General features: G+C 66.2%; 10 protein-coding genes. 2 read left to right on the top strand and 8 right to left on the bottom strand.

Features of this window, described 5'->3' with window-relative positions:
* Position 1 precedes the first annotated feature (1 nt).
* The gene (locus LY44_RS06985; protein WP_055209576.1) at positions 2–1,690 is read left to right on the top strand and encodes a magnesium chelatase subunit D; all 1,689 of its coding nucleotides are present in this window, start codon (positions 2–4) and stop codon (positions 1,688–1,690) included.
* A gap of 2 nt (positions 1,691–1,692) precedes the next feature.
* Positions 1,693–2,547 (top strand): alpha/beta fold hydrolase BchO, encoded by an 855-nt coding sequence (gene bchO, locus LY44_RS06980; protein ID WP_055209577.1) that lies wholly within the window; start codon positions 1,693–1,695, stop codon positions 2,545–2,547.
* A 219-nt stretch (positions 2,548–2,766) separates the two neighbouring features.
* On the opposite strand, the gene idi is transcribed toward bchO, so the two are convergent.
* The 8 genes from idi to LY44_RS06940 form a co-directional block, all read right to left on the bottom strand.
* On the bottom strand, positions 2,767–3,309 hold the full coding sequence (gene idi / locus LY44_RS06975) for an isopentenyl-diphosphate Delta-isomerase (RefSeq protein ID WP_055209578.1): 543 nt from the start codon (positions 3,307–3,309) through the stop codon (positions 2,767–2,769).
* Positions 3,300–4,475 (bottom strand): geranylgeranyl diphosphate reductase, encoded by a 1,176-nt coding sequence (locus tag LY44_RS06970; RefSeq protein ID WP_055209579.1) that lies wholly within the window; start codon positions 4,473–4,475, stop codon positions 3,300–3,302. Before LY44_RS06970 ends, idi begins: the two co-directional genes overlap by 10 nt.
* Position 4,476: 1 nt before the next feature.
* Positions 4,477–5,763, bottom strand: coding sequence for a BCD family MFS transporter (locus tag LY44_RS06965; RefSeq protein WP_055209580.1), 1,287 nt, complete (start codon positions 5,761–5,763; stop codon positions 4,477–4,479).
* A complete protein-coding gene (gene chlG, locus LY44_RS06960; protein ID WP_055209581.1) occupies positions 5,760–6,674 on the bottom strand; it encodes a chlorophyll synthase ChlG in 915 nt (304 codons plus the stop codon). Before chlG ends, LY44_RS06965 begins: the two co-directional genes overlap by 4 nt.
* A 44-nt stretch (positions 6,675–6,718) precedes the next feature.
* Positions 6,719–7,360, bottom strand: coding sequence for a bacteriochlorophyll 4-vinyl reductase (bchJ, locus tag LY44_RS06955; RefSeq protein WP_055209582.1), 642 nt, complete (start codon positions 7,358–7,360; stop codon positions 6,719–6,721).
* Between the two features lie 15 nt (positions 7,361–7,375).
* Positions 7,376–9,103: a magnesium-protoporphyrin IX monomethyl ester anaerobic oxidative cyclase gene (gene bchE / locus LY44_RS06950; protein ID WP_055209583.1), complete on the bottom strand. Its 1,728-nt coding sequence runs from the start codon at positions 9,101–9,103 to the stop codon at positions 7,376–7,378.
* A 540-nt stretch (positions 9,104–9,643) separates the two neighbouring features.
* Complete coding sequence (ppsR, locus tag LY44_RS06945) at positions 9,644–11,029, bottom strand: transcriptional regulator PpsR (protein ID WP_081024434.1); 1,386 nt, start codon at positions 11,027–11,029, stop codon at positions 9,644–9,646.
* Between the two features lie 98 nt (positions 11,030–11,127).
* Entirely contained in the window at positions 11,128–11,958 is an 831-nt protein-coding gene (locus LY44_RS06940) for a cobalamin B12-binding domain-containing protein (protein WP_139182396.1), read from the bottom strand.
* Positions 11,959–12,081: the final 123 nt, after the last annotated feature.

Below are 12,081 nucleotides of genomic sequence, written 5' to 3'. Positions count from 1 at the left end.
CATGGACCACGAACGCCTGAAGTCGGCCCTTGCGGTGCTGACGGTCGACCCCGCCGCGGTCGGCGGATTGTGGCTGCGCTCGCGCGCGGGTCCGATCCGGCTGGCCTTCACCGACACGCTGGCGAAGCTGCCCTTCCCGATGGCGCTGCGTCGTTTGCCGCCGAACGTGGACGATGGCGCGCTTTACGGCGGGCTGGACGTCGCCGAGACGCTGCATTCCGGCAAGCCCGTCCTGAAGGGCGGGCTGCTGGATCGGCCCAGCGTCTTCATCCTGCCGATGGCGGAACGCTGCACGGCGAAACTGGGCGCGCGCTTAGCGCAGGCGCTCGATCTGCGCCAGCATGCGCTGATCGCGCTCGATGAAGCCGCCGAACCCGACGAGGCCTTGCCGCATGCGGTGGCCGACCGGCTCGGGCTGTTCGTCGATCTCTCCGAGGTGCGGTCGCTTGACGGGCCGGGGCTTTTGCCCGACACCGCGACGGTGGAACGCGCCCGCGCCCTGCTGCCGCAGGTGCAGATGCCCGCCGAGCGGGTGGGCGAGATCGTCGAGGGCTGTCGGCAGCTGGGCATATCGAGCCTGCGCGCGCCGATGCTGGCGCTGACCGCGGCGCGGATCCTGACCGCTCTGGCGGGCCGCACCACGGTCGAGGCCGAGGACGTGCTGCATGCTGCGGAACTGACGCTGGCGCATCGGGCGCTGCCGCTGCAAGAGGCGCCGCCGCCCCCTCCGCCGCCGCCGCCGGAACCGCCCGAGCCGAACGAGGGCGAAAACCAGCAGGACGAGCAGGATCAGATCGACCCGCTTGACGGCATCCCGCCCGAGATCGTGGTCGAAGCCGTCCGCGCGATGCTGCCCGACAACATCTTGCAAACGCTGAACATGGGCAGCCGGTTGCGGGCCGCGTCGGGCGGTCAGGGCGCCGGGCAAGAGCAGATCGGCAACCGTCGCGGCCGCCCCCTGCCCTCGCGCAAGGGCAAGCTCGAAGATGACGCCAAGATCGATCTGGTGGCGACGCTGCGCTCGGCCGCGCCCTGGCAGGGGCTGCGGCGGCGTCAGGCGCCTGCGGGCACGGAACGGGTGCTTCTGGTCGAATCCTCCGACATCCACATCAAGCGGCGCAAGGAAATGTCCGACCGCGTGCTGATCTTTGCCGTCGATGCCTCGGGCTCGGCGGCGGTGGCGCGGCTGTCGGAAGCCAAGGGCGCGGTCGAACTGCTGCTGGGCCGGGCCTATGCGGCGCGGGACCATGTGTCGCTGATCACCTTCCGGGGCACGGCGGCGCAGGTGCTGCTGCAACCCTCCCGCTCGCTGACGCAGACGAAGCGGCAGCTGCAGGGCCTGCCGGGGGGCGGTGGCACGCCGCTTGCCAGCGGGATGGAAATGGCGATGGCGACGGCGAAACAGGCGCGAAGCCGCGGCATGACGCCGACGATCGCGCTTCTGACCGATGGGCGCGGGAACATTGCACTCGACGGCACCGCGAACCGGGAGCTGGCGGGGGAACAGGCGACCAAGGTCGCCCGGGCGATCCGCGCCTGCGGCATGCCCGCGGTGATCATCGACACGGCGATGCGGCCCAATCCGGCGCTGGTCGAGCTTGCCCGCACCATGGACGCCCATTACATTGCCCTGCCAAGGGCGACGGCGCACAAGATGGCCGACGTTCTGGGGGCGGCTCTGGAGGCATAGACATGGACCCACGCGCGTTGCCGGCGAACTGGCCCTATCGGTCGGCGGCGGCGCGACACCGGGTCGGGCCCATCGACTGGTGGGTGATCGACACCGGCCCTGCTGACGGGCCGGTGTTGCTTTTGTTGCATGGGCTTGGCGCCTCGGGGCACAGCTTTCGCCGCATGATCCCGGGGTTTTCCGCGCGCTATCGGGTGATCGTGCCCGATCTGCCGGGGCATGGCTGCTCGCGGTCAACCGCGCGCCACCGCTTTGGCCTGAAACCGATGGCCGAGGATCTGTGGAAGCTCTGCCAGCACATGGGCGTGATGCCCGACGCGGTGATCGGCCATTCCGCGGGCGGCGCCATCGCGTTGCAGATGGCGCTCGACACGCCGGTGCCGCGGGTGGTGGGGATCAACGCGGCGCTGGATCATTTCGAGGGCGTTGCTGGGGTGATCTTCCCGATGATGGCGCGCGGTCTGGCCGCCCTGCCCTTCACCGCGCCCTTGGTGACGCGCTTTGGCGCCTCGCGCCAACGGATCGGGCAGCTTCTCGACATGACCGGCTCGGTGATCGACGCGGCGGGCAAGGCGCAATACACGGCGCTGATCCAGAATCCCGAGCATGTCGATGGCGGGCTGCGGATGATGGCGCAATGGGAGCTGGGGCCGCTCATCGGCGCCCTGCCCCGGATCGCGAAACCGGTGTTCCTGATCGCGGGCAATGGCGATCGGGCGGTGCCCGCCCATGTCTCGGCCGATGCGGCGCGGTTCCTGCCGATGGCGACGCTCAAGCGGATCGACGGCGGGCATCTGATCCACGAGGTGGCGCCGGACGGGCTTTCGGGGATGATTCTGGACTGGCTCGAGGGGTGAGATTTCGCCTCGGGCAGGCCCGAGGCGACCCGCGGGGGGCTCCGCCCCCCGCACCCCCCGAAAAGAAACAAGTGCGTATTTTGCCAAGGAAAAGGCGGGGGTATGGCTGAACCGTCTCAGACGGAAAGTCATTCATTTCATCTTGCCCCAAATATCTCGGGGGTCCGGGGGCGGAGCCCCCGGCGGGTCGCCCGGGGCGCAAGCGCCCCGGGCGAAATCTCAGGCCGTCACCGGCGGAAAGATCATGTCGCGGTGCTGCTCGATATAGATCTTCAGCCAGGGCGTGAAGCGTTCGGGATTGGCGTGGATCTCCGAGCGCAGCGCATCAATGCGCACCCATTCGGTATCGGCCACTTCCTCGGGATCGGGCTGCGGCTCGATCCCCTCGGGCGCCTCGGCGGTGAAGACCTCCACCACCTCATGCTCGATCATGCCGTTGTTCACATCGGCGCGGTATTCGAGCTGCCCCATGTGGCGCAGCTTCAGCCCGACGATGCCCAGCTCCTGCCCCAGACGGCGGGCGGCGCAGGTCGGCGCATCCTCGCCCCAATAGGGATGGGTGCAGCAGGTGTTCGCCCAAAGCCCCGGCGTGTGATATTTCGACAGCGCGCGTTGTTGCAGCAGCACCTTGTTGCCGCGCGTCACGAAAACCGAAATCGCCAGATGCCGCAGGCCCTTGCGGTGGGCCTCCAGCTTCTCGACGGGTTGCAGCACGCCATCCACCCAGGCGGGGATCATATCCTGAGCCATGGTCAGGTCCATTGCGGCGGCACGAGGCCGGAGAGATGCGCCAAGTTCTTGAAGCCGATCTTCAGGTTCTTCATCGGCTGGAACTTCGTCATCTTCTTGTTCATGTAGCTTTCGAACGTCATGCGCTGCACATCGACGTCATGGCAGAGCGAGACGAAACGTTCGCGCCGGTCGTCGGAGTGGTAATACTTGTCCTGCATCATCCGCAGCACCTTGAAGACCGTGCCGTGCTCTTTCATGAAACCCGCCCGCGCGCGTTTCAGATCGGCGGGCTTGCCCGATTTCAGGAAGGCCATCGCGGCCTCGGCGGCGTAGCGGCCACCGGCATGGGCGTAATAGATCCCCTCGCCCGAGGAGGGCGCCACGACGCCCGCGGCATCGCCCGAAAGCACCACGTCGCGGCCATTGTCCCAGACATCGAGCGGTTGCAGCGGGATCGGCGCGCCCTCCTTGCGGATCGTCTCTTCCTTGTCGAGCCCCGACATCTGCCGCAGCAGCGTCGTGCAATCCTTCAGGCTGACATCGGGCAGTTCCGTGCCCATGCCGATCGAGGCGGTCTTGCCATGCGGGAAGACCCAGCCGTAGAAATCCGGGCTGATGCGGCCGTCATAATAGACGTCGCAGCGCGTCGGGTCGTAATTCGCCACCGTCGTCGGCGCCTTGATGATCTCGTGATAGGCGAAAACCAGCGGAATTTTCGTCGCGGGCACTTCGTTGCGCACCTGCGAATTTGCCCCGTCCGCCCCGATCACCACCCGGGTCTCGGCCTTCATTTCCTCGCCCGTGACCTTGTCGCGCCAGACGACGACGGTCTTGCCGCTGTCGCGCTCGATCCGCAGCCAAGTGCCGGTGATCCGCTCCGCGCCCGCCTTGCCTGCGCGTTCGCGCAGCCATTCGTCGTAATCCTCGCGGTCGACCATGCCGACGAAGCCGTTCTCGATCGGGATGTCGACGAAGCGGCCCGTGGGCGAGATCATCCGCGCCGAGGTGATCTTGGCCACCAAGAGGTGATCGGGAATGTCGAAATCGCGGATCAGCCGCGGCGGGATCGCGCCGCCGCAGGGCTTGATGCGCCCTGCGCGGTCCAGCAGGGCCACCTTGAGACCCGCGCGGGCCATATCCCATGCCGCCGTCGATCCCGCAGGACCGCCCCCGACAACGAAAGCATCATATTGCATCTCATTCACCCGCCATGACCGTGGGAACCCGTGCCGCGCCCCGTGCGGCGACCACTCCGGTCGCCATCACGGCCGCGACGATGAAAAGGAGCGCCTGCGCCCCGAAAACCAGCCCGAATGCCGTGGCATCGGGCAGAAAGAGCCGCATCAGATCGGCCGCGCCCGCCCCCAGCAGGCCGCCGAAGCCCGCCGCGATCGCCTGCGCCGCGCCCCAAAGACCCATCCGCGTGCCCTCGCGCGAAGACCGGCCCTCGCCCGCCAGCGCCATCATCGCGCCGATAGCGGCGACGGCGAAGATACCGTTGAAAAAGCCAAGCCCGATCACCGCCGGAACCAGCGCCGCGCCGGGCAGATGGCCGAGCACGACGATTGCGGCAAGCGCGACGGACGACCCAAGGCAGCCCGTCACCACCCAGCCGCGCAAGGAGCCGATCTTCAGCCCCGAAAGCGCAAGGCCCACCGTCAGCATGCCGAAGAACACGCCGCCGTTCTGCATCCCCGAAAGCTTGGTCGTCTCCCCGGCGGTGAAGCCGAAGACAAGCCCCGCATAGGGTTCAAGGATCAGTTCCTGCAGGAAATAGGCGGTCATCGACAGGAACAGGAAAAAGGTGAAGGCGCGGGCCTGCGGTTCGGCCCAGATCTCGCGCAGCCCCTCGAGCAGCCGCGGCGGGGTGTCGGCGGGCACCGGATGGGCCAGCCGACGTTCGATCCCCCAGACGGCGAGCGTCGTCAGCACGACGGCGCCAAGGGTGACGATGCCGACAATCCACAACAGGCGGGCGGGGGAATAGGGGTCGAGGAAATGCCCGACCGTGCCCGCGGTGACGGCGATGCCGAAGATCATCAAAAGCCAGGTGATCGTGGCTGCGGCGGCGCGGCGGCGCGGCTCGGTCGCCGAGGCGAGCAGCGCCAGCAGCGAGGTGCCCGAGGCGCCAACGCCAAAGCCGATCAACACATAAGCGAAGACCGAGAGCAAAAGCGCCTGCCCCCAGGAGAGCGGGAAGAGCACGACGGCGAGCGCGGCCAGAAAGGCGCCAAGCGCAAGAACCGCCATGCCGAGGATGACAAAGAAGGTGCGGTTGCCCTTGGTATCGGAGCGCAGCCCCCAGGCGGGACGGGCGATCTGCAGCCCGTAATGCAGCGCCACCAAAGCGCCGGGCAGCACCGCGGGCAGCGCCAGTTCCACGACCATCAGCCGGTTCAGCGTCGAGGTGGTCAGCACCACCACCGCGCCGATGCACAGCTGCACCAGCCCCAGCCGGAAAATCTGGAGCCAGCCCAAAGTCATACCGTGAAGCCCCGCAGTGCGAAGGCGGTGATCATCATGCCCGAGACATACATCACCACGCCGGTGCCGTTATACCAGGGCGCCTTGCCCTCGGGGTCGCGCATCCAGACCGACATCGCCCAGAACTGGCCAAAGAGCAGGACCAGAACGGCGGTGGCGTGAAAGGGTTTCGAGAACAGATAGAGCATGGTGATGACCAGCGACTGCGCCAGCCCCATCACCGTGCAGGCGATCTTCGCCGCGACCTCGGGGCCGTAGACGGCGGGCAGCGACTTGATGCCCAGCTTGCGGTCGCCCTCGATCGCCTTGAAATCGTTGATCGTCATGATGCCATGCGCGCCAAGCGCGTAAAGCGTCGCCATCATCACGATGGGAAAGCCCGGGGCGCTGTCGGCGGTGGCCAGCAGCACGGCGGCGCCGGTGATCCAGGGCAGGCCCTCATAGGCCAGACCCACCAGCCCCGGCCCCCACCAGCCCGAGCGTTTCAACCGGATCGGTTCCACCGAATAGGCCCAGGCGGCCGCAACGCCCAGAAGCGTCGCCACAAAGCCCCAGCTGCCCAGCTGCCAACCGACGACCAGCGACAGAAGCGACATGGCGATGGCGATATAAAGCCCCCAGAGGCCCGGAATGCGCCCCGAGGGGATCGGCCGGTGCGGCTCGTTGATCGCGTCGACATGGCGGTCGCACCAGTCATTCGCCGCCTGGGACATGCCGCAGACGATCGGACCGGCCAGCACGATGCCCAGCACGACGACGCCTTTGTTGTCCCAGATCGGCACGTTCGACGACACCGCGCCGCACAGATAGGCCCACATCGGCGGGAACCAGGTCACCGGCTTGATCAGTTCCAGCATCGCCCGCGGTTCGGGGATGCTGCGGCGGCTGGGCGAAAGGTCTTGGGCGCTCATGGGGTCAGGTCACCGGAAGTTGCGGGGCAAGGCCCGAAGGGGCCTCAGCCGGAGTGGACAGAGCTGGGCATAGCCGTTTTCTTGCCCTGCGGATGCAGGACAAAAAGGCACGGGCCCCCGCTGACCGAGGCGCAGGAGATTTCCTCCACCGTCACCTCGGGCCAGACGAGCCTGCCGAAAAGCCGTTCGAACACCGCTGCATGCCAGAAGCACGAAGGGCGTTCGGCTGCGTCGGCGCGCAGCGGATTGTCATCGATGCGGAAGGTCAGCGGGCGGAAGCTTTCGACCCGGAACCGCCCCGACCCCACAAAGGTCCAAGCGTGTTTGGTGATCGCCGCCGCCAGAAGGCGTGCGCCCAGAAACCCGGGCAGCACGCGGATGATCGCCTTGGCGAAGCCGGGGATACGGTTCGCCAGGATATAGTCGCCGGTGGCCAGCCCCGAGAGCCACAACAGGCCCTCGGCGGCTTCGCCCTGATCGACGCGCAGCGCCTGATGCACGGCGCGGCACTGGCTTTCCGGCAGCATCCCCGAGTCAGGCGGCGGGACGGGCACGCCCGCCAGCCGCATCACCCGGTCACGCTCGGCACGGCCAAGGTGGCGGTCGAGCACGCCGATCGTTTGCAAGATGGCATTCGGCCCGATCCGGGGCTCGTCATCTTGCGGCGCAGGCGCGGCACCGCTCATGGCCGTCACTCCTTCTTATTCCGCGGCGTCGACCATCTGGTCCTTGCCGCCCCCGCAGGCCATCGCCGCATGTTCGGCGCTGCGCGCCTCGTGCGTCTCGGCCGAGAGGTCGAACTCGTCTTCCGCATCCGCGGGCATCACGAAGTTCGCGGTGTTGCGGTCGGCGGCGCGGTCCTTCATCTGGGCGCGCAGCGCTTCCTGCCGTTCCTTGTGCTTGCGCGACCGGTCGGCGGCGGCTTCCCAGTCGGCGACCTGCGCTTCGGCGATCTTGCGGGTCTCGTCGAAGTGGAAATCGACCGTGTCCTTGGTTTGCGGGCCCCAATAGCCGGCCTTGCCGAGGTCATAGAAGGTGCGCCCCACCCCGGCCTTGAGGAAGGCCTTGAGGCAGCCGAGCAGATAACGGCGGCGGAAGCCGGTGCCGCGCCACGGATAGTGGAACAGCGCCTTGCGCATGTAGAAGCGGCGGTAGTTCTTCATCACGCCATCGAGCAGCTCGCCGCGGGTCAGCGCCTTCGGCTTCATGATCGGGGTCACGAAGTTGTATTTCGAGAAGTCGAAGACCTCGACCTGATCGCGCAGCTCCTGGAACAGCGGCGTGAACGGCCAGGGCGTATACATCGACCAGTTCGCCAGATCCGGCTGCCAGTCCCAGGCCATCTGGAAGGTTTCTTCCAGCGTGTCCTTGGTCTCGTTGTCGAGACCGACGATGAACTGCGCTTCGGTGAAGATGTCGGCTTCGCGCAGAAGGCGGATCGCCTCCTTGTTCTCGGCGACCGTGGTTTCCTTGTTGAACAGGTCCAGCTTCAGCTGCGCCGCGGCTTCGGTGCCGAGCGAAATATGCACCAGACCGGCTTCGCGGTAGAACTTGAGCAGGTCGCGGTCGCGGTAGATGTCGGTCACGCGGGTGTTGATGCCCCATTTGACCTTGTGGTTCAGACCGCGGTCGATCATCTCCTGGCAGAATTCGACGAATTTCTTCTTGTTGATCGTCGGTTCTTCGTCGGCAAGGATGAAGAAGCCCACGTCGTAGTTGTTCACCAGATCTTCGATCTCGTCCACCACGGCCTTGGGCGAGCGGACGCGGTAATCGCGCCAGAATTTCCATTGCGAGCAGAACGAGCAGGTGAAGGGGCAGCCCCGCGCCATGTTCGGGATCGCCACGCGCACGCCCAGCGGGATATAGATATAGTGTTTCCAGTCGATCAGCGACCAGTCGGGCTTCAGGCTGTCGATGTCCTTGACGGTCGGCGCGGCTTGCGTCGCGACGATCTCGGTGCCGTCATGATAGGCCAGACCCTTGATCGAGGCGCGGTCTTCCGGCCAGCGGCCTTCGGAGACGCATTTGGCCAGCTCGACCATGATCTCTTCGCCCTCGCCGCGCACGATCACGTCGACCCAGGGCGCCTCCGAGAGCACCTGACGGAACATGAAGGTCGCATGCACGCCACCCAGCATGCGCACCGCATTCGGCACGACTTCCTTGGCGATCTTCAGCGTCTCTTCCGCCTCGTAGATCGAGGGGGTGATCGAGGTCACGCCGATGATGTCGGGTTGCAGCTCGGCGAATTTCTTGCGCAGCTCGTCATGCGAGACGTTGAGCGTCATCGCATCGATGAAATGGATGTCGTCAAAACCCGCTTTTTTCAGGTGACCCGCAAGATAGGGGACCCACGACGGGGGCCAGTTCCCCGCGATCTCGGCCCCGCCGGAGTGGTAATTGGGGTGGACGAAAAGGATGCGCATGGCTGACCCTCCAGGGCGTAGGTGTAAACCTCAGTTGACATGCATCCCAACCACATTAAATCGCACAGGTCAAATGCAGAAAATTGCCGCACCCCTGTCGCGGAGCGCAAGTCGCGCTCGCAAGCTTTTGATATCCCTTGATTCTGCTTGAGCCCCCCGGCAGGGGCAGGGGGGCCTGCGACGGGGTGGCGCAGCCGGGAAAAGGCGGGGGGAAAGCGGGAACACCGGGGCCGGAAAGCGGCCGCAGCGGCGCTTGCGGCGGCGCGGAATTGCAAAGATGAATCAGGCATGAGGGATTTCGGCCATGGCGGGCCTGACGCCTTGGGCGGAACAGGAAACGCAACGCGTTTCCCCGCCCGTCACGCTTCGGCCGTCGCAAGACCGCTTCCCCAGGCACGACAAAGGCCTGCGCCCAGCCCCGGCGGCGCGAATGCGCCCGCCGATGGCAGGCGCAGGCCGAGGGCCTTTGGGCCCCCGGCGGTCACGGGACTTCTGATCCGCATGACCTCGGCGATGGCCTCGGTCAAACCGGCCGGGGTGTCATTCCGCGTCCTTCGACAAAAGCCCGAACTTGCGCAGCTTCACGTAAAGCGACTGCCGCGACAGCGACAGAAGCTCGGCCGCAGCCACCCGGTTGTTGCCGGTCAGCTCAAGCGCCGTCTCGATGCACATCTTCTCGATGATCTCGGTGGTTTCCGAGACGATGTCGCGCAGCGTCGCATAGCCGACCATCTGCATCACGTTGCGCAGCCCCTCGTTGCTGGCCATCCCCGGCATGATCCGCGTCGCATCGGCCAGATTGCTGTCGCGAATGACCAGCGCGATCGTCGGCGTCGCCCGGTCACGGAACAGCGTCGCCGACAGCTCGACCGTGACCTGCCCCGAGAAATCGGTGTTCAGCCGCGTCACGTAATGGCGCAGATGGCCGATGCGCTTGACGTTGTCCAAAAGCACGTTGAGGTCGATGGCCCCGCGCGACAGGAAATCGGCAAAGGACCGCCCCTGCACCAGCGCCGCCGAGCCCGCATCGGTCAGATACAGGAAGGCATCGTTCGCCGCCCGGATCGTGCCCTCGGCATCCAGAAACACCATCGCATCGATGCCCTTGAGGAAGAGCCGTTCGCTCAGCTCGACCGTGTCGTCGACACGCGTGCGCCGGGCCTCGGCCTCGCCCAGACGGCACAAAAGCAGCCGGTCGCCCGCGGCGCGAAAGAGCGTCGCCGTCACCGTCACCTTGCGGCGCGAGCGGCGGACCGTCAACTCGACCCCGCCCAGCGGGTCCGAGCCCGCCAGCTTGGCCAGGTTTTCCAGGAATTCGCCGCGGCGGCGCCCGTCCAGCTCCTGCCCCACCGGCGCGTCGATCAGTTCCGCGCGGGTGGCGCCGATCATCTCGGCCGCGGCCAGGTTCAGATCGGCAATCCGCCCGGTCGACATCGACACGATCAGAAGCGGCGCCGGATGCGCCTCGAGCAGCACGCGATACCGGGTCTCGATCTCGCGCTGCGCCTCGTAATCGCGTTCCAGCGCCAGCTGCGCCTTGACCAGCTGCTGCTGCAGCTCGGCGAGCGGTTGCATGTCGCGCCCGATCAGCAGCAGCGTTCCGTCCTCGCCCGAACGGGTGATGGTGTAACGCACCGGCAGGGTGAAGGCCTCGGCGGAATGGGTCAGCTCAAGCTGCAGCGAGCGGCCGGGTTCCGGCCCGTCGGCGAGCCGGTTTTCCAGCTTCTGCGCGCTTTCCGGACTGAAGAGCTGCGAGAGCCGCGCCCCCTGCCAGACCGCGAACCGTTCCGCGGATCCGAACTGCGGGCTGACCATCACCGATTCGACGACACGCCCGGGGGAGACCACCAGGGCAATGTCGCAGGCCGACGTCACGATGTCAGCCAACAGGTCGGGAGAGACCCTTTGCAAGGCCTCCCGTCGCATCAAGAAGCTTCCATCAGATGTCACGGCCGCAACCTTTCCACAACCCGTGTCTCTTCGTCAGCCTTCCCTCGTCATCCTCGACCCACAACCGTTTTCAGTCATACCAGAGAAAATTCCGAAATGACGAGCGAAAGATCGTTCGTCACCAGATCCGCCCCGGTTCTTGCGAGTGCTTCGGCGCGTTGCGACACGATGGCGCCACCGATCGCAACCCGCATCCGCCCCTTCGTCAGGCTGGACAGGGTTTTGACAAGTTTGGCGCAGATTTCAACCCTGTCCATGCTGCCAACAGTGATCAAAGCCGCATCAAACCGGGTTGTCGCCATCAAACGCGACAGATCACTCAACCCCGGCGCGAACAGCATCCGCACCGACACCCCCCTGCGACGAAGTTCCATCGCCACGATGAGCGCGCCAAGCGTGTGCTGCTCCCCCGGCGGCACAACCACAAGGACGGTCGCCCCGTTAGCGCAACCAACCGAGTCGGCCGTGACCCTCGTCTGCAGCGCATGCAGCAATTCCTGCAGCCGCGAGATCGCGATCGTCACCTGCGCGAAGCCGATCCGGTCGCTGTCCCAGGCGGCGCCGATCTGGCGGGCCGCCTCGGGGATGTAATGGGGGGCCATCTCCTCGACCGGGACATGTGCGGCACGGAATTCGTCGAACAGCAGGTCCATCGCGCCAAGCTCCGGTCCCGTTGCCAGCTCGACCATCCTGTTCACAAGCACGGTCTGCAGTTCCGCCACTCCGTTCATGCGCCGTGCGACAAGCCGCCCGATCGCTTCGAGAGCAAGGCCGACGAAACCGTCAAGGCATCCCGTCGCGCCATGCTCGAGTTCAACACTTATATCCCGCATTCGAGTCCCCGAAACCCAATGTCGCGAAGGATCATTCCTCATCCTTGACGCGCGGAACATGACATGGGTCAATAAACCCACATCTATTACACATCAACACGCCTTTCCCGCCCCCGCATCGGCCGGATCGGCGATGGCTCCATCGTCGCGGCGCAAGGCACGGGCCAAGTTGAGAAAAGGCGCATCCCGCCCCGC

The sequence above is a fragment of the Rhodobacter capsulatus genome (assembly GCF_003254295.1).
GTDB classification, from domain to species: Bacteria; Pseudomonadota; Alphaproteobacteria; order Rhodobacterales; family Rhodobacteraceae; genus Rhodobacter; species Rhodobacter capsulatus.
The sequence above is the reverse complement of the archived record's forward strand: the minus strand, read 5'-3'. Positions and strand labels throughout refer to the sequence as shown.

Coding starts and splice junctions, on each gene's coding strand:
- LY44_RS06985 (WP_055209576.1), top strand. CDS start 2: ATGGACCACGAACGCCTGAAGTCGGCCCTTGCGGTGCTGACGGTCGAC.
- bchO (WP_055209577.1), top strand. CDS start 1,693: ATGGACCCACGCGCGTTGCCGGCGAACTGGCCCTATCGGTCGGCGGCG.
- idi (WP_055209578.1), bottom strand. CDS start 3,309: ATGGACCTGACCATGGCTCAGGATATGATCCCCGCCTGGGTGGATGGC.
- LY44_RS06970 (WP_055209579.1), bottom strand. CDS start 4,475: ATGCAATATGATGCTTTCGTTGTCGGGGGCGGTCCTGCGGGATCGACG.
- LY44_RS06965 (WP_055209580.1), bottom strand. CDS start 5,763: ATGACTTTGGGCTGGCTCCAGATTTTCCGGCTGGGGCTGGTGCAGCTG.
- chlG (WP_055209581.1), bottom strand. CDS start 6,674: ATGAGCGCCCAAGACCTTTCGCCCAGCCGCCGCAGCATCCCCGAACCG.
- bchJ (WP_055209582.1), bottom strand. CDS start 7,360: ATGAGCGGTGCCGCGCCTGCGCCGCAAGATGACGAGCCCCGGATCGGG.
- bchE (WP_055209583.1), bottom strand. CDS start 9,103: ATGCGCATCCTTTTCGTCCACCCCAATTACCACTCCGGCGGGGCCGAG.
- ppsR (WP_081024434.1), bottom strand. CDS start 11,029: ATGCGACGGGAGGCCTTGCAAAGGGTCTCTCCCGACCTGTTGGCTGAC.